This window comes from Pseudomonas canadensis, assembly GCF_030980095.1.
GTDB lineage: Bacteria > Pseudomonadota > Gammaproteobacteria > Pseudomonadales > Pseudomonadaceae > Aquipseudomonas > Aquipseudomonas canadensis.
This window is the reverse complement of the sequence record NZ_CP133298.1, coordinates 4,143,449-4,165,443: the sequence shown is the minus strand read 5'-3', so window position 1 is coordinate 4,165,443 and position 21,995 is coordinate 4,143,449. Positions and strand designations below refer to the sequence as shown.

The following is a 21,995-nucleotide window of genomic DNA, read 5'->3' as shown; positions in this document are numbered from 1 at the left end:
TGATTATGTTTATCAACTGAATGCGGAGTATCCGAACATGCCAAAGATGAAGACTAAAAGTGGTGCTGCTAAGCGGTTTCTGAAAACTGCTAACGGTATCAAGCACAAGCACGCTTTCAAGAGCCACATCCTGACCAAAATGTCGACCAAGCGTAAGCGTCAACTGCGCGGTAGCAGCTTGCTGCATCCGTCTGACGTGGCAAAAGTCGAGCGCATGCTGCGCCTTCGTTAATTTTTGGATCAAGAATAGAGGAAGTAACTCATGGCTCGTGTAAAGCGTGGCGTCATTGCCCGTAAACGTCACAAAAAAATTCTGAAACTTGCTAAAGGCTACTACGGCGCGCGTTCACGCGTATTCCGTGTTGCCAAGCAAGCGGTAATCAAGGCAGGCCAATACGCCTACCGCGACCGTCGTCAGAAAAAACGTCAGTTCCGCGCTCTGTGGATCGCTCGTATCAACGCTGGTGCACGTGTTAACGGTCTGTCCTACAGCCGTTTCATCGCTGGCCTGAAAAAAGCTTCCATCGAGATCGACCGTAAGGTTCTGGCCGAACTGGCAGTGAACGAAAAAGCGGTGTTTGCTGCGATTGTCGAGAAAGCTAAAGCCACTCTGGCTTAAGTACCCCCGACAATCACCCTGGGTTACGTCTGTAGCCCAAGGTGGTAAACGTCTTAAATAGGGGAAGAGCCTTCAAGCTCTTCCCCTATTTTGTATCTGGAGTCTGTACATGGAAAACCTGGACGCGCTCGTCGCCCAAGCCCTTGCGGCTGTGCAAAGCGCTGAAGATATCAATGCCCTGGAGCAAATCCGGGTTCACTACCTTGGCAAGAAAGGTGAATTGACTCAGGTGATGAAGACCCTGGGGAATTTGCCGGCAGAAGAGCGTCCGCAAGTCGGTGCGCTGATCAACGTCGCCAAGGAGCGTGTCACAGAGGTACTCAATGCGCGCAAGGCGACCATGGAGGAGGCCGATCTCGCGGCCAAACTCGCCGCCGAGTCCATTGATGTAACCTTGCCTGGTCGCGGCCAGGCCTCGGGCGGTCTGCACCCGATCACCCGGACTCTGGAACGTATCGAGCAGTTCTTCACCCACATTGGCTACGGCATTGCCGAAGGCCCCGAGGTCGAAGACGATTATCACAACTTCGAGGCGCTCAACATCCCAGGCCATCACCCGGCCCGGTCGATGCACGACACCTTCTATTTCAACGCGAACATGCTGTTGCGCACCCATACCTCTCCGGTACAGGTCCGCACCATGGAAGCGAACAAGCCGCCGATCCGCATTGTCTGCCCAGGCCGTGTGTACCGTAGCGACTCCGATATCACCCACTCGCCGATGTTCCACCAGGTCGAAGGCCTGCTGGTTGATCGCGACATCAACTTCGCCGACCTCAAAGGCACCATCGAAGAATTCCTGCGGGTGTTCTTCGAGAAGGAGTTGGCGGTGCGGTTCCGCCCATCGTTCTTCCCGTTCACCGAGCCATCCGCTGAAGTCGATATGGAATGCGTGATGTGCAGCGGCAAAGGCTGCCGCGTCTGCAAGCAGACCGGCTGGCTGGAAGTCATGGGCTGCGGCATGGTTCACCCTAACGTGCTGCGCATGTCCGGCATCGATCCAGAAGAGTTCTCGGGCTTTGCCTTCGGCATGGGCGTTGAGCGTCTGGCCATGCTGCGTTACGGCGTGAACGACTTGCGTCTGTTCTTCGACAACGACTTGCGGTTCCTCGCGCAATTTCGCTAGTCGTAACGAATCTTTAGGAGAGCAGGATGAAATTCAGTGAACAATGGCTGCGTGGCTGGGTAAGCCCGCAGGTAGATCGCGACGCGTTGGTTGCGCGTCTGTCGATGGCCGGTCTTGAGGTCGATAGCGTTACGCCGGCCGCCGGTGTTTTCAGCGGTGTGGTCGTGGGCGAGGTGCTAAGCACCGAACAACACCCCGATGCCGACAAATTGCGCGTGTGCCAGGTCAGCAATGGCGCGGAAACCTTCCAGGTCGTGTGCGGAGCGCCAAACGTGCGCCCGGGCCTGAAGATTCCGTTCGCCATGATCGGTGCCGAGTTGCCGGGCGACTTCAAGATCAAGAAGGCCAAGCTGCGTGGCATTGAGTCCAACGGCATGCTGTGCTCCCAGGCGGAGCTGCAAGTCGGTGAGGGCAACGATGGCTTGATGGAGCTGCCGGCCGACGCGCCTGTGGGCCAGGACATCCGCGTTTACCTTGACCTGGAAGACGCCAGCATCGAGGTCGACCTGACCCCGAACCGCGGCGACTGCCTGTCCCTGGCGGGCCTGGCGCGTGAAGTGGGCGCGCTGTACAACGCCCCAGTCACCCGTCCAGTGGTTGCCGCCGTGCCGGCTGTGCACGACGAAGTACGCCCAATTGACGTGCTGGCGCCAAACGCCTGCCCGCGTTACCTGGGCCGTGTGATCCGCAACGTCGACCTGTCCAAGCCAACCCCGCTGTGGATGGTTGAACGCCTGCGCCGTGCCGACGTACGCAGCATCGACGCTGCCGTCGACATCACCAACTACGTGATGCTGGAACTGGGTCAGCCGCTGCACGCGTTCGACCTTGCCGAAATCAACGGCGGCATCCGCGTACGCATGGCCGAAGAAGGCGAGAAACTGGTGTTGCTTGATGGTCAGGAAGTCAGCCTGCGTGCCGACACCCTGGTCATCGCCGACCACTCCCGCGCCCTGGCGATTGCCGGCGTGATGGGTGGCGAGCACAGCGGTGTGTCCGCTACTACCCGTGACGTGTTCCTTGAGAGTGCGTTCTTCGACCAGATCGCCATCGCCGGCAAGGCCCGTTCCTATGGCCTGCACACTGATGCTTCGCACCGCTACGAGCGTGGCGTGGACTGGAATCTCGCCCGTGAAGCCATGGAGCGCGCCACTGGCCTGCTGCTGGAAATCACCGGTGGCGAAGCCGGCCCGATCACCGAAACCGTCAACGAACAGTTCCTGCCGTCCGTTGCACCGATCACTCTGCGCGCCAAGAGCGTCGAGCAGATGCTTGGCCTGGTCATCGAGCCGGCTGAAATCGAGCAACTGTTGTCGGCCCTCGGCCTGGCTATTTCCTCGAGTGGGGAAGGGCAGTGGCACATTGAAGTACCAAGCCATCGCTTCGATATCAGCCTGGAAGTCGACCTCATCGAAGAGCTGGCCCGCCTCTACGGCTACAATCGCCTGCCGGTCCGTTATCCGCAAGCGCGCCTGGCGCCACAACCAAAGGCCGAGGCGCGTGCGCACCTGCCTGAGCTGCGTCGCCTGCTGGTTGCCCGTGGTTATCAGGAAGCGGTGACCTACAGCTTCATCGATCCCAAGCAGTTCGAGCTGTTCAACCCAGGCGTCGAGCCACTGTTGCTGGCCAACCCGATCTCCAACGACATGGCAGCCATGCGTTCGTCGCTTTGGCCAGGCTTGGTGAAAGCCCTTTCCCATAACCTGAACCGTCAGCAAGATCGGGTGCGCATGTTCGAAAGTGGCCTGCGTTTCGTAGGACAGTTGGACGGCCTGAAACAAGAACCGATGTTGGCTGGCGTGGTCTGCGGTAGCCGTCTGCCGGAAGGCTGGGCGCAAGGCCGCGATGCCGTGGACTTCTTCGACGTCAAGGCTGACGTGGAAGCGGTACTGGGTTTTGCCGGTGCGCTGGATGCATTCACCTTCCTGCCGGGCAGCCATCCAGCGTTGCACCCGGGCCAGACTGCGCGCATCGAGCGTGAAGGCCGTCTGGTGGGCTTCGTCGGTGCCATCCACCCTGAGCTGTCGAAAACCCTCGGTCTCGACCGTCCGGTCTTCGTATTTGAACTGGTTTTGGCTGAAGTGGCTTCGGGCAAAATGCCTAAATTCAGCGAGCTGTCTCGCTTTCCTGAAGTGCGCCGTGACCTGGCCTTGATTGCCGACCGTGAAGTGGCCGCCACTGCCGTGCTGGATGTAATCCGTGAAAATGCAGGGGAATGGCTGACAGACCTCAGGCTATTTGACGTCTATCAGGGTAAAGGTATTGATCCGCATAGAAAAAGCCTTGCAGTTGGCTTGACCTGGCAGCATCCATCGCGCACTCTTAATGACGATGAGGTGAATACCACGACACAAAATATCCTCACCTCGCTTGAACAAAGGTTGAACGCCACGTTAAGGAAGTGACGTATGGGGGCTTTGACGAAAGCTGAGATGGCGGAACGTCTGTACGAAGAGTTGGGTCTGAACAAGCGCGAGGCCAAGGAATTGGTCGAGCTGTTTTTTGAAGAGATCAGACACGCTCTGGAAGACAATGAGCAGGTCAAATTGTCCGGTTTCGGCAACTTTGACCTGCGGGACAAACGCCAGCGGCCTGGCCGCAATCCAAAAACGGGAGAAGAAATCCCGATCACGGCTCGCCGTGTGGTCACCTTTCGTCCAGGGCAGAAGTTGAAGGCCCGAGTTGAGGCTTATGCTGGAACCAAGTCATAACGACGAGCTACCCGTCATCCCAGGCAAACGCTACTTCACCATTGGTGAAGTCAGCGAGCTCTGTGCGGTAAAACCGCACGTGCTGCGCTATTGGGAGCAGGAGTTTCCTCAACTCAACCCCGTCAAACGCACCGGGAACCGTCGGTATTATCAGCGCCAGGATGTGCTGATGATCCGACAGATCCGCGCGTTGCTGTACGACCAAGGGTTCACCATCAGCGGCGCGCGCCAGCGTATGTCCGGTGATGAAGCCAAAGACGACACCACCCAATACAAACAAATGATCCGCCAGATGATTGCAGAACTTGAAGATGTGCTGGTAGTGCTGAAGAAGTGATTCAAGCTTTTAAAATACTTCCACATTTCAAAAGCTTGCGGTATATTCCGGATCGCTTCGTCAAGAAGCAAACCCAGTAACACGCCTAGTCGGGGCGTAGCGCAGTCCGGTAGCGCACTAGCATGGGGTGCTAGGGGTCGAGTGTTCGAATCACTCCGTCCCGACCATATATTTCAATGACTTAGCCCAACCTGAAAAGGTTGGGCTTTTTCATGCCCGAAAAAAAACCACATTGACCCCTGCAGAATTTTCGACCATTTCGTGATGTCGCCTCGTTGTAAGCGCGCGAGATATTTAGCACTGACAAGAATGCTTCTTGATAGCGAGTTTGGCAGGGCCTTTGGCGTTAAGCGTTCCCCCTCGCACCATCACGGAATACCTTGTTACAACCATTCGCCCTTGGGCATAGTCGGCATAGAACTTCGGCCTTTTGTTCTCCTCCAAATTCCAGGCGTGTTTTAAACCGTGAGCGCCTGCTGACAACCCACAGAGGTTCACACAATGAAAATGACACTACCCGCCCTGGTTTTGGGCGCCTTCATTTCGCAAGGAGCGATGGCCGCCGGAGATGGCACAGCCGCTCTTGGAGGCGGCGTTGGTGGTGCACTTGGCAATATCGTAGGTCAACAGCTCGGTGGCTCAACGGGCGCAGCGGTAGGCGCAGGTGTTGGTGGTGCCGCCGGCAGTGCTGTCGGCGCTCAACGAGGCAACAGAGCGGAAGCTGCGCTAGGTGGCGGTATTGGCTCAGCCGGCGGCTCGCTCATTGGTAATCGCCTCGGAGGCACAACTGGGTCGACTATCGGCGCCGGTGTAGGTGGTGCAGCAGGCGGCGCGCTGGGGAATAACCTGGCAGATGATGAGAACAGTCATCGATCGGATGGTAAGAAGCACAAAAGCAACAACAAGCATAAACACAAGAACAAGCATCGTTAGCCCCTGACGTTGTTACATTGAAGCCCGGCCCAGCGCCGGGCTTCTTGTATCTGCCATTTGTAGAGCTATCAACACGGGGACCTGCCCTCAACATCCGCCAGGGTGGCATGGGGAACAATACTGTCCGGAGTTATCGAGGTGTCAGACAGGTTTAAACCCCGATGTCATCACCCATAACCTTATCGACATCAATTCGAACGACGGCAGTATCCGCGTGAAGTCGCGCTGATCGACCCCGTTACTTCCGCCCACAGATGGGGCGCTTTCTGAGCCATTTGGTAGCAGCCTCCTACGTATGCTTTTCACTCAACTACCAACATTTTTCCGCGACTTCATCTGAATCAATCACTTGGCCATCGCCAGGTCAGTTGGCACACATCCTGCTTTTTTGTATTTATGGATAATTGGATACAAAAATTCAAAAGGTGCTGCCGATGCAATTTGCCCCCGCTTATGTTGACCGCCAGCCTCTCACCGCCGAGGAGGAGGCCTACAACTTCCTGCTCGACGCCATTTGCGGTGGTCGCTACCGCAAGGGCGACCGGCTGATTGCCGAAGACATCGCCAGCGAAATCGGCATGAGCCGCATGCCAGTGCGCGAAGCCTTCCGTCGTCTGGATGCCCAAGGCTTGGTAACCCTCAGGCCCAACCGGGGCGCCGTGGTCAGCGGCCTGGATATCGATGAATTGCACGAAGTGTTCGAGATGCGCAGTGCCCTCGAAGGCCTGGCGGTGCGCGTGGCAGTCGCACGCATCGGCGAACGCCAATTGGCCGCACTGGAGCGCCTGCTCGACGAGATGGACGATTACCGCGACGAAAGTGCCGCCTGGGTCAGCCGCCACCGCGCCTTCCACGAATACCTGTGCAGCCTCAGTGGCCGCCCGCGTTTGATGAAACAGATCTCGGCGCTGTACTCGCTGGTGGAAGCGCCCATGCGCCTGTGGCTGCAGCACGGCGAAAAAACCCTCAGCGCCCGCCAGGAACACGCGGTGATCCTCGATGCCATCCGTTCCGGTGACGCGGCCCGCGCCGAGGCGGTCGTGCGCGAGCACATCGAGGGGACCGTGCCAGCGCTGATCCAATTCCTGCAAGCCGAACAATAAGAAAGACCTGCTGTGTTTTGACTTTGAGTCCTGCCCCGTTAACCAACGAACTGGAGTGTCTGGTCATGCATAAACGCCGCGCCTTGCTGGTGGCTGTCTCCCTCGGCCTCTGTACCCAATGGGCCATTGCCGCGCCCCAGGTGCCGGAGCGCCTGAAGAGCGTCGATAAACTGGTGTATTGCTCGGGGATGGATTCGCCGCCCCTGGTGTCCTTCGATGAAGCGCAGAAACCGCGCGGACTCACCGTCGACCTCGGGCTCGAGATTGCCAAGCGCCTGGGCGACAAACAGCTGCAGTGGCGGGTGATTCCGTTCTCCGGCCTGGTGCCGGCGTTGCTTGCGCAGCAGTGTGACATGATCGTCGACCAGCTGTTCGACAAGCCCGAGCGGCGGCAGGTGATCGACATCGTCAACTACATGTATTCCAGCCAGTCGGTGGTGGTGCCCAAGGGCAATCCCAAAGGCATCAAGGCCCTGGATGACTTGTCCGGGCACAAGGTTGCGGTGCTCAACGGTTCCACCATCAAGACCCTGCTGGACGCGCAAAACGACAGCCTGACCAAGGCCGGCAAGCCGCCGATGAAGCTGGTGGTGTACAACACCGATACCGATGCCTTCCAGGCCCTGCGCATCAGCCAGGTCGACGCCTACGGCACCACCGTGGAAACCGCCGGTTACTACGCCGCGATGGCCCCGGACCTGTTCGAGGAAGGCGTGCCGGCCTTCAGCCGCATCCTCACCGGCCTGGGCATGCGCAAGGACGACCCGCAACTCACCGCCGCCGTGCAGCAAGTGATCAGTGACATGCGCAGCGATGGCAGCTATGTGGCGTTGCTGAACAAATGGCATGTCAGCAGTGACACTCTCGACTGAGGTTGCCCGCCATGAACTTCAATTGGGATGTGTTCTGGCAGTACCTGTTGCAGCCCAGCGGGGTGTACCTCACCGGGCTGTGGCTGACCTGCCTGATCGCGGTGTCAGCGATGTTGCTGGGCTGCGTGCTGGGCCTGGCGGCGGCGCTGTTGCGCCTGTCAAAGAACCCGCTGCTGCACCTGCCGGTGCGCTTTTACGTGTGGTTGATGCGCGGCACGCCGTTGCTGGTGCAGATCGTGTTTCTCTACACCGCGCTGGCGGCGGGCGGGATTTTCCGCTTTGAGGACATCGACCTGTTCGGCCTGGTCGTGCCCGGCAATATCCAGGCGGCGATCATCGCCCTGGGCCTCAACGAAGGCGCCTACATGGCCGAAATCATCCGCGCCGGCATCGGTGCGGTCGACAAGGGCCAATACGAAGCCGGGCGCTCCCTGGGCATGGGCTTTGCCAAGCTGATGCGGCGCATTGTGCTGCCCCAGGCGTTCCGCGTGATCGTGCCGCCGCTGGGCAACGAGTTCAACGTGATGCTCAAGAACACCACCCTGGTCAGCGTGATCGGCGTGCAGGAATTACTGCTCAGCACGCAGATGGTCACCTCGGCCACGTTCCGCGTGTTCGAGCTGTACCTGGTGGTGGCGATCTACTTCCTGATGCTCACCACGCTCTGGGGCTTCTTCCAGCGCTGGCTGGAGGCGCGTTTCGGCCAGTCCGACCGGCCTTCCGCGCCGCCACCGGCGTCCAGCCGCATGTTCGGGCGCAGCACCTTGAAACTGCTGAGGGGACGATAACCATGGCGCACCACAGTGAAGAACTGATCATCGAAGCGTTGGATATCCACAAGTCGTTCGGTACGCTGCAGATCCTCAAGGGGATTTCCCTGCAAGTACGGCGCGGTGAGGTGGTGGTGCTGATCGGCGCCTCGGGTTCGGGCAAGACCACCTTTATCCGCTGCATCAACCTGCTGGAAGACATCCAGGGCGGGCGTATCCGCGTCAACGGCCGCGCCATGGGTTATCGCGAGCGCAGCGACGGCAGCCTGGTGCGCGACTCGGAGCGTAACATTGCCCGCCAGCGCCGCGACATCGGCATGGTGTTCCAGCGCTTCAACCTGTTCCCGCATATGACCGCGCTGGAAAACATCATCGAAGCGCCGATCCAGGTACTCGGCACGCCACGCGCCGAAGCCTTGGAACAGGCCCGTGGATTACTGGCGCGGGTCGGTCTGGCGGACAAAGCCAACCACTACCCATCGATGCTCTCCGGCGGCCAGCAGCAACGGGTGGCCATCGCCCGTGCCCTGGCGATGAAACCCCAGGCCATGCTGTTCGACGAACCCACCAGTGCCCTCGACCCGGAAACCGTCGGCGAAGTGCTGCAGGTGATGAAGGAGCTGGCCGAGGAGGGCATGACCATGGTGGTGGTCACCCACGAAATGGGCTTCGCCCGTGAAGTGGCCGACCGCGTGGTGGTGCTCGACCAGGGCGAACTCATCGAACAAGGGCCGCCTGAGCAGATTTTCAGCCGCCCCAGCCATCCCCGTACCCGAGCTTTTCTCAGCCGCGTGTTATGACCTTTTGGAAGAGCCTCTGCCATGTTTGAATTTTCTGCTCATGAGTACCCTTATCCCTCGCAGCGCCAGAGCGTGTTTGCCCAGCGTGGCATGGTCGCGGCGTCCCAGCCCCTGGCCGCCCAGGCCGGTATCGAGGTCATGCAGAAGGGCGGTAACGCCATCGACGCTGCCATTGCCACGGCGGCCGCTTTGACGGTGGTGGAGCCCACCGGCTGCGGCCTCGGCGGCGATGCGTTTGCCCTGGTCTGGTGCAAGGGCCAGTTGCACGGTTTGAATGGTAACGGCCATGCGCCGGCTGCCTTGAGTGTCGAGGCGGTCAAGGCCGCCGGGCATGACCAAATGCCGCTGTATGGCTGGACGCCGGTTACGGTGCCGGGTTGCCCGTCGGCTTGGGCCGAGCTGTCCCAGCGTTTCGGCAAATTGCCGTTTGCCCAGTTGCTGCAACCGGCCATCCGCCTGGCGCGCGACGGTTTCCCGCTGTCGCCGGTAGTCGCCCATCAATGGCAACTCACCCTGGAAGAATTCGCGCCCCATCGTGACGGGGCGCTGGACGCCTGGTTCGACACCTTCCTGATCGACGGCCGCGCGCCACGGGCCGGGGAGATGTTTCGCAACCCGGCCCAGGCCCGTACCCTCGAAGAACTGGCGAACACCCGTTGCGAAAGCCTGTATCGCGGTGCCCTGGCCGAACGGTTGGACGCGCACTCCAAGGCCAGCGGCGGCTACCTGCGCGCCAGCGATCTCAAGGATTACCGCGCCGAGTGGGTGCAGCCGATCCACGTCAGTTACCGGGGCGTGGACGTGTGGGAAATCCCACCCAGCGGCCAGGGTTTGGTGGCGTTGATGGCGCTGAAAATCCTCGAAGGCTTCAGCTTCGATCACCGCGACAGCCAGCAGACCTGGCACCGCCAATTGGAGGCGATGAAACTCGCCTACAGCGACGGCCTGCACTACATCACCGACCCGCTGCACATGCGCGTAGCCGTCGCTGACCTGCTCAGCGATGACTACAGCCGCCGTCGCCGTGGACAAATCGGCGAGCAGGCCCAGGCGCCCAAACCCGGCGACCCTCACGCCAGCGGCACGGTGTACCTGGCCACGGCCGACGCCGAAGGCAATATGGTTTCGTTTATCCAGAGCAACTACCACGGCTTCGGCTCCGGCGTGGTGCTGCCCGACAGCGGCATCGCCCTGCAAAACCGTGGGCAGGAGTTCAGCCTCGACCCGACGCACGCCAACTGCCTGGCACCGGGCAAGAAAACCTTCCACACCATCATCCCCGGCTTTCTCACCAAGGACGGCCAGGCCCTCGGCCCGTTCGGCGTGATGGGCGGCTACATGCAGCCCCAGGGTCACGTGCAGATGGTGATGAACCTGGTGGATTTCGGCCTCAACCCGCAAGCGGCGCTGGATGCGCCACGCTGGCAATGGCTGGGTGACATGAAGGTCGGCATCGAACAGGGCGCGTCCCGCGACTTGGCCAACGCCTTGGCACGGCGCGGACATCAGGTGCAGATCGCCAGCGACCTCACTGACTACGGGCGCGGGCAGATCATCCTGCGCGACCCGGTCAGTGGTGTATTGTGCGGCGGCACCGAGCCGAGGGCGGATTCAACGATCGCAGTGTGGTAAGCAAAAAAAATTGGCGGAGCCTGTCCCATTTTTTCATCTCGCCTGTCATTCCAGGCAAGTGAACACTATTGAGAGCTTCCGCCAATGCCCGTCGTCCGCCCCTTGCTGAAACTGAGCCTGCTGCTGAGCCTCAGCGCCAGTCCGTTCTTCGCCGCCGTCAGCTACGCCGAAGACACCGCCACCCGCCGCAGCTACCAAGTGCCCGCCGGCAGCCTGAGTGCGGCGCTCACCCGCTTCGCCGGGTTGGCGGGCGTAAACCTGTCGGTGGACCCGGCCTTGGTCAGCGGGCGCAGTAGCAGCGGCTTGTCCGGCGAATATGGGGTAGAGGAGGGCTTTGCCCGCTTGCTGCAAGGCTCTGGCCTGCAACTGCAGTCGATGGGCGCGCAGGCCTACATGTTGATACCGGCGCCGGACGGCAGCAGCCTTGAGTTGGCCCCGACGTCGATCCTCGGCACCACCGGCCTGTATGACGGCGACACCTACGCCGGCGGCCAGGTAGCGCGCCGCACGGCCCAGGGCATGCTCGGCACGCGGGACTTCATGGAAACCCCGTTCAGCATCACCACCTACACCGCTGACGCGGTAAAGAACCAACAGGCCCGCACCCTAGGCGACCTGATCGCCGCCGACCCCTCGGTGCGCGCCACAAACCCGGCGGGTGGACGCTACGAGCAATTCACCATTCGCGGCTTCAGCCTGTTCAACAGTGACGTGGCCTACAACGGCCTGTATGGCGTGCTGCCGACCTACACCATCGACATGGAAATGGCCGACCGCGTCGACATCCTCAAGGGCCCGAGCCAGTTGATCAATGGCATCTCGCCGCGTGGCAGCGTGGGCGGCGGGATCAACGTGGTGCCCAAGCGCGCCACTGACAAGGACATCAACTCGTTTACCGGCAATTGGGCGTCCGACAGCCAGGCCGGCGGCGCGGTGGACATTGGCCGGCGCTTTGGCGAAGACAACCAGTTCGGCATCCGCTTCAACGGCGTGAAGCAGTCCGGCGACACCGAGTGGGATCACCAAAGCGTCGACCGCGAAATGGCCGTGCTGGGCCTGGATTTCCGTGGCGAACGCCTGCGCCTTTCCACCGACATCGGCCACACCGAGCGCGACACCGATGCACCGCAAGAGCGCGTACAGGTGGCGGCCGCAGCGCCGGTGCCCAGTGCCAATGACGTGCGCCGCAACTATGCGCAATCCTGGAGCAAGGCCCGCACCAACGACACGTTCGGCACGGTCAATGCCGAGTACGACCTCAGCGACAACGTGATGCTCTACGGCGGCGTGGGCGCGCGTAAAAGCAACCACGATTTCCTGCGTCACGCGGTATCCGTCAGCAATGCGGCCGGTGATTTCGCAGTGTCGCCTCGCGACTTCACGCGCGATGAAAACGTGCGCACCTACACCGCTGGCGTGCGCAACTGGTTCCACACCGGGCCGGTAAGCCATGAGGTCAACCTGGCCGCCAGTTACTTCGACATGGACTTCACCAACGGCGGCGCGCGTTATACGTCACCCTCGAGCAACCTCTACAATCCCGTGCAAACCCCGACGCCTTCACGGCCGACGCGGTTTGATCCCAAGGTCTATACCGAAAACAAATTTACCGGCGTCGCCTTGTCCGACACCTTGGGCTTTTTCGACGACCGTCTGCTGCTCACCCTCGGTGCACGCTGGCAGCGCGTGAAGGTCGATGACTGGAGCGACGGCGTCAAAGGCGCCACGGCCTACGACGAAGAAAAGGTTTCGCCGTCGGGCGGCATCCTGTTCAAGGCCACCGACAAACTGTCGCTGTACGCCAATTACATGGAAGGCCTGAGCCAGGGCAAGATCGCGCCGTCCACCTCGATCAACGAAGACCAGATCTTCCCGCCGTTCATCAGTCGCCAGGTGGAAGTGGGCGCCAAATACGACGCTGGCGCGTTCGCCGTGACCGCCGCGGTGTTCCGCATCAAGCAACCAGCCTATGAAACCAACGCCACCACGCGTGTATTCGGGCCTAACGGCAAGCGCGAGAACTCAGGCGTAGAACTGAGCGTGTTCGGCGAACCGCTCAAGGGCTTCCGCCTGCTTGGCGGGGTGATGTACATCGACAGTGAGCTGAAAGACACCACCAACGGCACCTGGGACGGCAACCGCGCCCCGGCCACGCCCAAGTACAACGTCAACCTGGGCGCTGAATGGGATGTGCCGGGCCTCGAAGGCCTGACCCTGACCAGCCGTGGGATCTATTCCAGCTCGCAGTACCTGGACCAGTCCAACGTCAAGGAAATCGACGCCTGGAACCGCCTCGACGTGGGGGCGCGCTACGGGTTCAAGGTGGACGATAAACACATCACCTTGCGGGCGAATGTGGAGAACGTCGCCGATAAGCGCTACTGGAGTTCGGCGGGTGCGTCGGACGATAGCGAGCCAGGCCTGACCTTGTCTACGCCGCGTACCTATCTGCTGTCGGCCACGGTCGACTTCTAACACGAGTCTTGTTGTGGGGACTGGCTTGTTGAGGTGAGCAGGCTGTTTGTAGTGACTTGGCTTGCTGTGGTGAGTGGCTTGTTGTGGTGAGCGGGCTTGCCCCGCGCTGGGCTGCGCAGCAGCCCCAACAAGAACACCACATCGTGTCAGGTAGAGCGAGGTGCCAGGTTTTGGGGCGGCTTCGCCACGCAGTGCGGGGCAAGCCCGCTCACCACAACAAGCCAGTTACCACAACAAACACACACTCGATTTCGGCGTTAATGAGAATGTTTTTTGATCACGCCGTCCCGATATGGAATAGTACCCGCCGTTTTCCCCGGCCTGTCTAGCTGGGGTGTTTTAACGCCGAGGTCCTTGTCATGCGAATGCTGCGCTCCATCCCCACCCTTGCCGCCTGCGTCCTGGCGTTGTCTTCAAGCCTGCTGAGCGCCGCCCCCATCGACCTCAACGACGGCCAGCACGCGGTGCATCTGCCCGATGTGCCCAAGCGTGTGGTGGTGCTGGAATTCTCTTTTCTCGACAGCCTGGCCGCCGTCGAGGTAACGCCCGTCGGCGCTGCCGATGATGGCGACGCCAATCGCGTGTTGCCCCGTGTGCGCCAGGCCATCGGCCAGTGGACGTCCGTGGGCTTGCGCTCGCAGCCGAGTATCGAGGAAATCGCCAGGCTCAAGCCCGACTTGATCGTCGCCGACCTCAACCGTCATCAGGCCTTGTACAGCGACCTGGCGAGCATCGCGCCGACCCTGTTGTTGCCGTCACGCGGCGAGGATTACCAGGGCAGCCTGAAATCCGCCGAGCTGATCGGCAAGGCGCTGGGCAAGAACGCGCAGATGGAAGCGCGGATCCAGAAGAACCGCGAGAACCTCAAGGCCATCGCGCAACAGATTCCGGCCGGCGCCAGCGTGTTGTTTGGCGTCGCCCGTGAAGACAGTTTCTCCGTGCACGGCCCGGACTCCTACGCCGGCAGCGTGCTCGAAGCCATTGGCCTGAAAGTCCCCTCGGTACGCGCCAATGCGGCGCCCACCGAGTTTGTCAGCCTGGAGCAACTGCTCGCCCTCGACCCTGGTTGGTTGTTGGTCGGTCATTACCGTCGCCCCAGCATCGTCGACAACTGGAGCAAGCAGCCGCTGTGGCAAGTGTTGGGGGCGGTGCGTAATAAACAGGTTGCGGAAGTGGACGGCGACAGCTGGGCACGCAATCGCGGTGTGCTGGCGTCGGAGCAGATCGCCGAGGATGCGCTGGCGATTCTCAAGGGCGGTAAAGCCGTATTCAGCCAATAAGCATGGGGCGAAGTTTCGCGGCGGCCGGCATTGTGCTGCTGGGTGGTGGGTTGTTCTGGCTGTCGCTGTACAGTTGGTCACCGTTCACGATCACGGCGGCGGATGCGTGGAATGGCCTGGTTCACCAAGGCAGCGTGGGCGGCAATATGGCCTACATCGTCGCCCAGTTGCGCGTGCCACGGGCGCTGTGTGCCGCGTTGGTCGGCGCTTGCCTGGGGCTGGCCGGTGCGTTGATGCAGGGCATTACCCGCAACCGCCTGGCCTCGCCGTCCTTGTTTGGTGTGACGGCGGGTGCGGCGTTGGGGCTGGCGTTGTTTTCCACTGGATTGGTCGCGCCGCCGTTTGCCGGTGGTGCCTTGTTGATGACCTGCCTGGGTGGCGCCCTGGCCTGGATCACGGTGTTCAGCCTCGGCGGCGCCTGGTCGCCGACCACCGCCCAGGGACGCCTGGTATTGGCCGGCGTGGCCGTGGCTGCGTTGTGCGCGGCATTGACCCGGCTCACCGTGATTCTGGTCGAGGCCCAGGCGCAAAGCGTGCTCAACTGGTTGGCCGGTTCCCTGGCCAATGTCGGCGCTGCCCAGGTGCAACTGCTGTGGCCGTGCACCTTGATCGGCGGCCTGTGGGCGCTGTGGTGCGCGCCGCGTTTGAACCTGATCAACCTCGGCGAAGACGCCGCACGCTCCCTGGGCGTGGGCATTGCTAGCCTGCGTTTGCAGGTATTCATCGCCAGCCTTTTGCTGGTGGGGGCGAGCGTCTGCGCGGTGGGGCCGATCGGGTTTGTCGGGTTGATCGCGCCGAATATCCTTCGCCAGTTCCTCGGTAATGACTACCGCTGGCTGATCCCGCTGAGCGCCGCGTTGGGTGCGGTGATCGTGCTGGGCGCCGACTTGCTCAGCCGCGCTGTGGCGTTTCCGGTGGAGACCCCGGCGGGTGTGGTCACCGCGCTGATTGGCGCGCCGTTCTTCCTTTTTCTTGCCAGGCGCGCCCTATGACCCGGCCTCCCTTGCGCTTATGGCTGCTGCTCGGCCTGTTGCTGCTGGCGACGTCGATCAGCCTCAGCGCCGGCACTGTGTGGCTCACCCCAGACACTGTGCTGGACCGCCTGCTGGCCCACGACGCCCTCGACTTCGAAGTCTGGAACCACCGCCTGCCCCGCAGCCTGATCGCGATTCTCGCAGGTGCAGCCTTCGGCCTGGCCGGGGCGATTGTGCAGGGTGTGATCCGCAACCCGCTGGCCTCACCGGAAATCCTCGGTGTGACCCAAGGCGCCGGGCTGGCGCTGACCGTGGCGATCATCAGTTGGCCGCATTTGCCGATGGTGTGGCTGCCGCTGGTGGCTTGTCTGGGCGGGGCCGGCGGGGCGTTGTTGCTGGCGCTGTACAACACAGGGGTGAGTTTTTCCGGGGTGCGTTTTGCGCTCTCCGGGGTGGCGATTGCGGTGACTTTGTCCAGTGTTACCGAATTTCTGATCCTGTCCCATCCGCTGGATATCAACACCGCCTTGCTCGCCCTCACCGGCAGCCTATGGAGCCGCAACTGGCACCATGTGGCGCTGGTGTTGCCGTTCCTGGTGTTGATCCCGGTGGGGCTGTGCCTGGCCAAGCCGCTGAACCTGATCGCCCTCGGCGATGAAGCGGCCCATAGCCTCGGCACGCCACTCAGTCGCACACGCTGGTTGGCGATGGCCTGCGCGGTGCTGCTGACCAGCCTGGGCGTGGGGGTGATCGGGCCGATCGGTTTTATCGGCCTGGTCGCGCCGCACATGGCGCGGCGGTTGGTGGGCGGGCATCACCAGTACCTGCTGCCGGCGGCGATGCTGATCGGTGCGTTGCTGCTGGTGCTGGCCGACACGTTGGGGCGCACGTTGATCGCGCCCAGCGAAATCCCCGCCGGGGTGCTCACGGCGGTGATTGGCGCGCCGTATTTTCTTTGGTTGCTGGCACGGTTCAAGGGCTGATCACATGAGTATTCTTCACGCACGGCAGCTCGACATTGGCTACGGCACCACGCGCATCGTGCAAGGCCTGTCCTTTGCGCCGCCGACCGGGAAGGTCACCGCCTTGATCGGTCCCAATGGCTGCGGCAAGTCGACCTTGCTCAAGGCCTTCGCGCGCATCCTCAAGCCGACCCAGGGCGAGTTGACCCTGGATGGCCAGGCCTACGCCAGCCTGTCCGCCCGCGAGTTGGCGCGGCAGATCGCGTTCTTGCCGCAGGTGCTGCCGGTGCCGGAAGGTGTCAGCGTGCGTCAGTTGGTCGCCTATGGCCGCAGCCCGCATAACTCGCTGTGGGGACGCTTGAGCGGCAGTGATCAATCCCACGTGACCCAAGCCATGCAGCGCCTGGAACTGGACGTGTTGGCTGACCGCGCATTGGCCGATCTGTCCGGCGGCCAGCGCCAACGTGCTTGGCTGGCGATGGTGTTGGCGCAGAATGCGCCGGTGGTGTTGCTGGATGAACCCACCACCTACCTCGACATCAGCCATCAAGTCGAACTCATGGACTTGATGGGCGAATTGGCCGCTGAAGGCAAGACCGTGATCACGGTGTTGCACGACATCAACCAGGCCTGCCGCTACGCCGACCATTTGGTGGTGATGCACGGCGGCAAGTTGGTGGCTGATGGTGCGCCGGGGCAAGTGATCAATGCCGAGTTGATGCGGCAGGTGTTTGATGTGCAGGTGCAGATCATCAATGAGCCGGTGTCTGGCGCGCCGATGTGCGTAGTGGAAAAAAGCACCCGTTGTCACGCCTGACGCGGTTCAAATGTGGGAGCTGGCTTGCCTGCGATAGCGGTGTGTCAGTCACCCCATGCATCGACTGACACGGCCTCATCGCAGGCAAGCCAGCTCCCACATTCTTGACCTCAGTTGCCTGCAGATCTCCATACGACTTTGCTGACGTCAATTGCCTTGGGCAACAACCGATTCTGATAAAACAAATCTGCCGTGGCTTGCTGTGCCTGGATGATCTTCTCGTTAATCGGCAAAATCGGCGAAGGCGGGCGGTTGTCCATGTACCGTGCGATCACCTCAGCGGGCAGGCCCATGAATTCGGTCAACACCTTGAGGCTGTCTTCACGCTGGCTGCGGGTGAGCGCTTCGGCAGCGCTGAGCTCATCTAGCAGGTCATGTACAAACACGCCATTGGCCTTCGCATAGTCGCGCCGCGCGGTATACACCGGCCCCGACAAACCCAGGCCTTCGCCATTGGCCAGCACATGGCTGGGGCTTTGGCTCAATGCCAAGGATGAATAGGGCTCCCAGATGGCCCAGGCATCCACGCTGCCTTGTTCGAACGCCGCGCGCGCGTCGGCAGGTGGCAGGTACACCGGCTGGATATCCTTGTAGCTCAGCCCGGCCTTGTTCAGGGCGCGCAGGATCAGGTTGTGGGAACTGGAACCCTTCTGGAAGGCGACTTTCTTGCCCTTCAGGTCCGCCACTGAATGCCGCGGGCTGTCGTTGCGCACCAGGATGGTTTCGGCGCTGGGCTTGGGCGGTTCGGCGCCGATGTAGACCAGGTCCGCGCCCGCCGCTTGGGCGAACAGCGGCGGGATGTCGCCGGTCGAGCCCACGTCCAGTGCGCCTACGTTCAATGCTTCAAGCATCTGCGGGCCGGCGGGGAATTCGATCCACTTCACTTCGGTGTGCGGGAAGCGTTTTTCCAGCAGGCTATGTTCCTTGGCGAGCACCAGGGCGATGGAGCCTTTCTGGTAGCCGATGCGCAGGGTCGCGGGGTCGGCCGCCAGTACGGTTTGAGTGACGGCCAGCAGGGCCAGTAACAGCGCTGGAATCTTCATGCATCATCCTTTTTGAAGCGGTTTTCGGGGCGCGCCAACCCGAGGTTTTCACGCAAGGTAGTGCCAGTGTATTCATTGCGAAACAGGCCGCGCCGTTGCAGCTCCGGCACGACCCCTTGGGCGAAATCCTCCAGCCCGCCCGGCAGGTGCGGCACCAGGATGTTGAAGCCATCGGCGGCGCCGTTTTCGAACCAGCGTTGCAGCTCATCGGCGATCTGCGCGGGCGTGCCGATCAGGCTGTAATGCCCGCGACCACCCGCGATCCGTCGGCCCAGCTGGCCGAGGGTCAGTTGTTCGCGGTGGGCCAGGTCACTCAGCAATTGTTGACGGCTGCGCTGCCCGCTGTCGGTCAACGGCAATTGCGGCAACGGCCCGTCCAATGGATAGCCGGACAAGTCGAAATTACCCAGCATGCGGCCCAACAGGGCGACGCCCACTTCGGGTTCCACCAATTCCTGGAACGCTTCGAACTTAGCCTGGGCCTCGGCCTCGGTTTGCCCGACCACCACAAACACCCCCGGCATGATTTTCAGCGAGTCCGGCTCACGCCCGTATGGCTCAAGCCGCCCTTTGAGATCCGCATAAAACGCCTGCGCATTTTCCAGCGACGTTTGCGCGGTAAACACCACTTCTGCCGTTTGCGCCGCCAGTTCACGGCCGGTTTCCGATGATCCCGCCTGCACGATCACCGGGTGGCCCTGCGGCGAGCGCGCCACGTTCAGCGGGCCCTTGACGCGGAAATGTTCACCGACATGGTCCAGCACATGCCGTTTCGCCGGGTCGTAGTAGTTGCCGCTGGCCTTGTCCCGCACGAAGGCATCGTCCTCCCAGCTGTCCCACAACCCGGTCACGACGTGATGAAACTCCCTGGCGCGGCTGTAGCGCTCGGCGTGGCCGAGGTGTTCATCGCGGCCGAAATTCTGCGCTTCGGCAGCGGCGTCCGAGGTGACCAGGTTCCAGCCTGCACGGCCTCCGGACAGGTGATCCAGCGAGGCGAATGTGCGCGCCACGTGGTAGGGCTCGTTATAGGTGGTGGTCGCCGTGGCGATCAGGCCGATGTGGTCCGTCACCGCACTCAACGCCGAAAGCAGAGTCAGCGGTTCGAAGTGATCTGAACGCGCCATATGGCTGGCGATTTCACCCGTGGCTGCCGCAATGCTATCGGCCACGAACAGCGCATCGAACTTGGCCGCTTCAGCCACCCGCGCCAGGTGCTTGTACTGGGCAAAATCCAGCCCGGCATTTGCCGGCACGTCCGGGTGGCGCCAGGCGGCGACGTGGTGCCCGGTGGCCATGAGGAAGGCGCCGAGTTTCAGTTGACGGCTCATGCTTAGAAATCCTTGCGCAGTTGCACGCCGAAGTAACGTTCGTCGTCACGGGGCACGGCGCGGTAGATGTAGTTGCCGCCGCTGGCCAGCAGCGGTGAGTAGGATTTGTCGGCGAGGTTCTTCGCCAGGAATGCGACGCGCCAGCCATTGCTGTAGTCGGCCAGGGCCACGCTGGCGTTCCAGATGCCGTAGGCACCTTGTTTGGTGTCAAGGTTCTGGCTGATGTCGTACTGCACTTCGCTCTGCCAGCTGTAGTCGGTGCCCAGTTCGATGTCCAGGCCATTATCCAGCGGGATGCTGTAGTCGGCGCGCACGTAGCTTTTCCAGTCCGGGCTGAAAGGCAGCGGCTTGCCATTCACGTTGCAGGTCGCGGCGGCACCGGCCGGGCAGGCGAATTCGTCGATGCGCGCGCGGGTGTAGGCCAGGGCCCCGGACAGCTTGAGTTGCTGGGTGGCCTGCAAGGCGTAATCCAGCTCGACGCCTTCGGTGCTGACGCTGCCGGCGTTGATCAGGCGCGTCACCACTTGCCCGGCGACGGTGTCGAAAAAGTTGGCCTGGTAGTTGTCGTAATCGCTGTGGAACACCGCCAGGTTGGTGGTCAGGCGGTTGTTCCAGGCGGTGGCCTTGATCCCGGCTTCCCAGGTGTTGGAGGTTTCCGGCTTGAGCGCGTCGGTGTCACGCGGCTGCATATTGAAGAACACGTTGTAGGCCGGGCCTTTGTAGCCGCGCGAATAGGTCAGGTAGCTGGTGACGCTATCGCTGATGTCGTACTGCACGCCCAGGCGACCGGACCAACCGTCTTCGTCCACGGAACCGGAACTGGACGTGGCCGGCTGAATCCCACTGACCGTGGTGGCCGAAGTGGAGGTGCGGCGGTGATCGTATTTCAGGTCATCGTGGGTGTAGCGCAGGCCGGCGATGCCACGAAACCGCGAGGTGAAGTTCAGCGTGGTCTCGCCGAACACGGCGTAGCTGTCGTTGGTGGTGCTGTAGTCGGCGATGCCGCGGTCGGTACGCGTGGTGGTGGTGAGGGCGCGCTGATAGGTTTCTTCATCCTTGCCGTGCATGTAGAACAGGCCGCCGACATATTCCAGGAACTCACCCTTAGGTGAGGCCAGGCGCAGTTCCTGGGAGTATTGGTTGAACTCAAGCTGGCCTTTGTCGGCGGTACCGGGAAACACGGCGGTCACCGTGCCAAGGCGGTCGCCGTCCTGGTATTGGGTGTTGTCCCAACCGCGCCAGGCGGTGATCGACGTCAGGGTGTACTCGCCGAGGTTCCAGTCCAACTGGGCGGACAGGCCCTTGTTGGTGTCTTCCACATGGCTGCGGGTATCGGTGTTGATGTCGCGGTTGTCGCTGGAGGCCCGCACCGGGCTCAGCGCGTTGGCGAACGCCGGGGTCAGGGACTTGCTGACCACGCCGTTCGGCGCGTCGTCGTGGGACTGCATGTAGTCGGCGATCAGGGTCAGTTTCAGGTCGTCGTTGGGGGTGAATTCCAACTTGCCGCGAATGCCCTTGTGGTTGTAGCCGTTGACCTCCTGGCCATTGTGCTGGTTGTCGACATTACCGTCGTAGCTGCCGAACAGCGTACTGATCGAACCCTTGAGTACATCCGGCACCAGGCTGCCGCCGATGCCGAAACGGGTGCGGCTCTCGTTGCCGCTGTAGTACGACTGGTCGATATAGCCATGAGTCTCGGCGGTGGGCGCCTTGCTGGTGATGTTCAGCACACCGGCCGAGGCGTTTTTGCCGAACAGCGTGCCTTGGGGGCCGCGCAGCACCTCGATGCGTTCCAGGTCGAGCAGGTCAAGGGTGGCCTGGCCGGGGCGGGCGTAGACCACGCCGTCGATCACCGTGGCCACCGTCGGCTCGACGCCGGGGGAGGTGGAAATGGTGCCCACGCCGCGCACGAACAGCGAGGTGTCCTTGTTCGAGGCGCCGGTGCGGAAGTTCAGCGACGGTACCTGCTGCGCGATGCTCGCCACGCCGTTGCGGTTGTCGCGCTCCAGCTGTTCGCCATCGAGGACCGAGACGGCCACCGGGACTTTTTGCAGTGATTCTTCGCGGCGGGTGGCGGTGACGGTCACGGATTTGAGTGTCGGCTCCTGCGCGTCGGCCGCAAAGGCACCGGGGGCGGGCAGGGCGGTCAACCCGGCCAGTATCAGGAAAGTGCTGCGTTGGAAGGTGTGCATGCTGTGCCCGCTCGAAAAGAT

Annotated in this window: 20 protein-coding genes and 1 tRNA gene; 18 read left to right on the top strand and 3 right to left on the bottom strand. The window is 61.8% G+C overall.

Features of this window, described 5'->3' with window-relative positions; all coding sequences use genetic code 11:
• The first annotated feature begins 37 nt into the window (after positions 1–37).
• From rpmI to fecE, 18 genes are all read left to right on the top strand, one after another.
• On the top strand, positions 38–232 hold the full coding sequence (gene rpmI, locus RB216_RS19185; protein WP_002553160.1) for a 50S ribosomal protein L35: 195 nt from the start codon (positions 38–40) through the stop codon (positions 230–232).
• A gap of 30 nt (positions 233–262) precedes the next feature.
• Positions 263–619: a 50S ribosomal protein L20 gene (rplT, locus tag RB216_RS19180; RefSeq protein WP_003174975.1), complete on the top strand. Its 357-nt coding sequence runs from the start codon at positions 263–265 to the stop codon at positions 617–619.
• A gap of 109 nt (positions 620–728) precedes the next feature.
• Complete coding sequence (gene pheS / locus RB216_RS19175; protein WP_236318792.1) at positions 729–1,745, top strand: phenylalanine--tRNA ligase subunit alpha; 1,017 nt, start codon at positions 729–731, stop codon at positions 1,743–1,745.
• A 26-nt stretch (positions 1,746–1,771) separates the two neighbouring features.
• Complete coding sequence (pheT, locus tag RB216_RS19170) at positions 1,772–4,150, top strand: phenylalanine--tRNA ligase subunit beta (protein ID WP_308907752.1); 2,379 nt, start codon at positions 1,772–1,774, stop codon at positions 4,148–4,150.
• A gap of 3 nt (positions 4,151–4,153) precedes the next feature.
• A complete protein-coding gene (ihfA, locus tag RB216_RS19165; protein ID WP_002553164.1) occupies positions 4,154–4,456 on the top strand; it encodes an integration host factor subunit alpha in 303 nt (100 codons plus the stop codon).
• Positions 4,437–4,793: a MerR family transcriptional regulator gene (locus RB216_RS19160; protein ID WP_010209127.1), complete on the top strand. Its 357-nt coding sequence runs from the start codon at positions 4,437–4,439 to the stop codon at positions 4,791–4,793. Before ihfA ends, RB216_RS19160 begins: the two co-directional genes overlap by 20 nt.
• A 90-nt stretch (positions 4,794–4,883) precedes the next feature.
• Positions 4,884–4,960 (top strand) — tRNA-Pro (locus RB216_RS19155).
• Between the two features lie 334 nt (positions 4,961–5,294).
• Entirely contained in the window at positions 5,295–5,726 is a 432-nt protein-coding gene (locus RB216_RS19150) for a hypothetical protein (RefSeq protein WP_122687056.1), read from the top strand.
• Between the two features lie 434 nt (positions 5,727–6,160).
• Complete coding sequence (locus RB216_RS19145) at positions 6,161–6,829, top strand: GntR family transcriptional regulator (RefSeq protein WP_308907751.1); 669 nt, start codon at positions 6,161–6,163, stop codon at positions 6,827–6,829.
• Between the two features lie 65 nt (positions 6,830–6,894).
• On the top strand, positions 6,895–7,701 hold the full coding sequence (locus RB216_RS19140) for an ABC transporter substrate-binding protein (RefSeq protein WP_028617087.1): 807 nt from the start codon (positions 6,895–6,897) through the stop codon (positions 7,699–7,701).
• An 11-nt stretch (positions 7,702–7,712) separates the two neighbouring features.
• The gene (locus RB216_RS19135) at positions 7,713–8,489 is read left to right on the top strand and encodes an amino acid ABC transporter permease (protein WP_010209179.1); all 777 of its coding nucleotides are present in this window, start codon (positions 7,713–7,715) and stop codon (positions 8,487–8,489) included.
• A gap of 2 nt (positions 8,490–8,491) precedes the next feature.
• Complete coding sequence (locus tag RB216_RS19130; protein WP_028617086.1) at positions 8,492–9,271, top strand: amino acid ABC transporter ATP-binding protein; 780 nt, start codon at positions 8,492–8,494, stop codon at positions 9,269–9,271.
• 21 nt (positions 9,272–9,292) lie between these two features.
• Complete coding sequence (locus RB216_RS19125; protein WP_068937160.1) at positions 9,293–10,903, top strand: gamma-glutamyltransferase family protein; 1,611 nt, start codon at positions 9,293–9,295, stop codon at positions 10,901–10,903.
• A gap of 84 nt (positions 10,904–10,987) precedes the next feature.
• A complete protein-coding gene (locus RB216_RS19120; RefSeq protein ID WP_028617084.1) occupies positions 10,988–13,378 on the top strand; it encodes a TonB-dependent receptor in 2,391 nt (796 codons plus the stop codon).
• A 365-nt stretch (positions 13,379–13,743) separates the two neighbouring features.
• Entirely contained in the window at positions 13,744–14,658 is a 915-nt protein-coding gene (locus RB216_RS19115) for a Fe(3+) dicitrate ABC transporter substrate-binding protein (RefSeq protein WP_372514814.1), read from the top strand.
• 2 nt (positions 14,659–14,660) lie between these two features.
• Positions 14,661–15,650 carry an iron-dicitrate ABC transporter permease FecC gene (fecC, locus tag RB216_RS19110; RefSeq protein ID WP_068937162.1) on the top strand — a complete coding sequence of 330 codons (990 nt, stop codon included), beginning with the start codon at positions 14,661–14,663 and terminating at the stop codon, positions 15,648–15,650.
• Positions 15,647–16,615 carry an iron chelate uptake ABC transporter family permease subunit gene (locus tag RB216_RS19105; RefSeq protein ID WP_308907750.1) on the top strand — a complete coding sequence of 323 codons (969 nt, stop codon included), beginning with the start codon at positions 15,647–15,649 and terminating at the stop codon, positions 16,613–16,615. Before fecC ends, RB216_RS19105 begins: the two co-directional genes overlap by 4 nt.
• Before the next feature lie 4 nt (positions 16,616–16,619).
• Complete coding sequence (gene fecE, locus RB216_RS19100; protein WP_068937164.1) at positions 16,620–17,411, top strand: Fe(3+) dicitrate ABC transporter ATP-binding protein FecE; 792 nt, start codon at positions 16,620–16,622, stop codon at positions 17,409–17,411.
• A 110-nt stretch (positions 17,412–17,521) separates the two neighbouring features.
• On the opposite strand, the gene RB216_RS19095 is transcribed toward fecE, so the two are convergent.
• The 3 genes from RB216_RS19095 to RB216_RS19085 are packed head-to-tail and all read right to left on the bottom strand — an operon-like array spanning position 17,522 to position 21,974.
• On the bottom strand, positions 17,522–18,454 hold the full coding sequence (locus RB216_RS19095; protein ID WP_308907749.1) for a sulfonate ABC transporter substrate-binding protein: 933 nt from the start codon (positions 18,452–18,454) through the stop codon (positions 17,522–17,524).
• A complete protein-coding gene (locus tag RB216_RS19090; protein WP_308907748.1) occupies positions 18,451–19,782 on the bottom strand; it encodes an LLM class flavin-dependent oxidoreductase in 1,332 nt (443 codons plus the stop codon). Before RB216_RS19090 ends, RB216_RS19095 begins: the two co-directional genes overlap by 4 nt.
• A gap of 2 nt (positions 19,783–19,784) precedes the next feature.
• Positions 19,785–21,974: a TonB-dependent receptor gene (locus RB216_RS19085; protein ID WP_308907747.1), complete on the bottom strand. Its 2,190-nt coding sequence runs from the start codon at positions 21,972–21,974 to the stop codon at positions 19,785–19,787.
• Positions 21,975–21,995 lie beyond the last annotated feature (21 nt).

What these genes read in the sequence shown, in the direction of transcription:
- rpmI (WP_002553160.1), top strand. Translation starts at nt 38, where the DNA reads ATGCCAAAGATGAAGACTAAAAGTGGTGCTGCTAAGCGGTTTCTGAAA.
- RB216_RS19140 (WP_028617087.1), top strand. Translation starts at nt 6,895, where the DNA reads ATGCATAAACGCCGCGCCTTGCTGGTGGCTGTCTCCCTCGGCCTCTGT.
- pheS (WP_236318792.1), top strand. Translation starts at nt 729, where the DNA reads ATGGAAAACCTGGACGCGCTCGTCGCCCAAGCCCTTGCGGCTGTGCAA.
- RB216_RS19150 (WP_122687056.1), top strand. Translation starts at nt 5,295, where the DNA reads ATGAAAATGACACTACCCGCCCTGGTTTTGGGCGCCTTCATTTCGCAA.
- RB216_RS19105 (WP_308907750.1), top strand. Translation starts at nt 15,647, where the DNA reads ATGACCCGGCCTCCCTTGCGCTTATGGCTGCTGCTCGGCCTGTTGCTG.
- RB216_RS19115 (WP_372514814.1), top strand. Translation starts at nt 13,744, where the DNA reads ATGCTGCGCTCCATCCCCACCCTTGCCGCCTGCGTCCTGGCGTTGTCT.
- RB216_RS19085 (WP_308907747.1), bottom strand. Translation starts at nt 21,974, where the DNA reads ATGCACACCTTCCAACGCAGCACTTTCCTGATACTGGCCGGGTTGACC.
- RB216_RS19120 (WP_028617084.1), top strand. Translation starts at nt 10,988, where the DNA reads ATGCCCGTCGTCCGCCCCTTGCTGAAACTGAGCCTGCTGCTGAGCCTC.
- RB216_RS19135 (WP_010209179.1), top strand. Translation starts at nt 7,713, where the DNA reads ATGAACTTCAATTGGGATGTGTTCTGGCAGTACCTGTTGCAGCCCAGC.
- rplT (WP_003174975.1), top strand. Translation starts at nt 263, where the DNA reads ATGGCTCGTGTAAAGCGTGGCGTCATTGCCCGTAAACGTCACAAAAAA.
- ihfA (WP_002553164.1), top strand. Translation starts at nt 4,154, where the DNA reads ATGGGGGCTTTGACGAAAGCTGAGATGGCGGAACGTCTGTACGAAGAG.
- RB216_RS19125 (WP_068937160.1), top strand. Translation starts at nt 9,293, where the DNA reads ATGTTTGAATTTTCTGCTCATGAGTACCCTTATCCCTCGCAGCGCCAG.
- fecC (WP_068937162.1), top strand. Translation starts at nt 14,661, where the DNA reads ATGGGGCGAAGTTTCGCGGCGGCCGGCATTGTGCTGCTGGGTGGTGGG.
- fecE (WP_068937164.1), top strand. Translation starts at nt 16,620, where the DNA reads ATGAGTATTCTTCACGCACGGCAGCTCGACATTGGCTACGGCACCACG.
- RB216_RS19160 (WP_010209127.1), top strand. Translation starts at nt 4,437, where the DNA reads ATGCTGGAACCAAGTCATAACGACGAGCTACCCGTCATCCCAGGCAAA.
- RB216_RS19095 (WP_308907749.1), bottom strand. Translation starts at nt 18,454, where the DNA reads ATGAAGATTCCAGCGCTGTTACTGGCCCTGCTGGCCGTCACTCAAACC.
- RB216_RS19130 (WP_028617086.1), top strand. Translation starts at nt 8,492, where the DNA reads ATGGCGCACCACAGTGAAGAACTGATCATCGAAGCGTTGGATATCCAC.
- RB216_RS19145 (WP_308907751.1), top strand. Translation starts at nt 6,161, where the DNA reads ATGCAATTTGCCCCCGCTTATGTTGACCGCCAGCCTCTCACCGCCGAG.
- RB216_RS19090 (WP_308907748.1), bottom strand. Translation starts at nt 19,782, where the DNA reads ATGAGCCGTCAACTGAAACTCGGCGCCTTCCTCATGGCCACCGGGCAC.
- pheT (WP_308907752.1), top strand. Translation starts at nt 1,772, where the DNA reads ATGAAATTCAGTGAACAATGGCTGCGTGGCTGGGTAAGCCCGCAGGTA.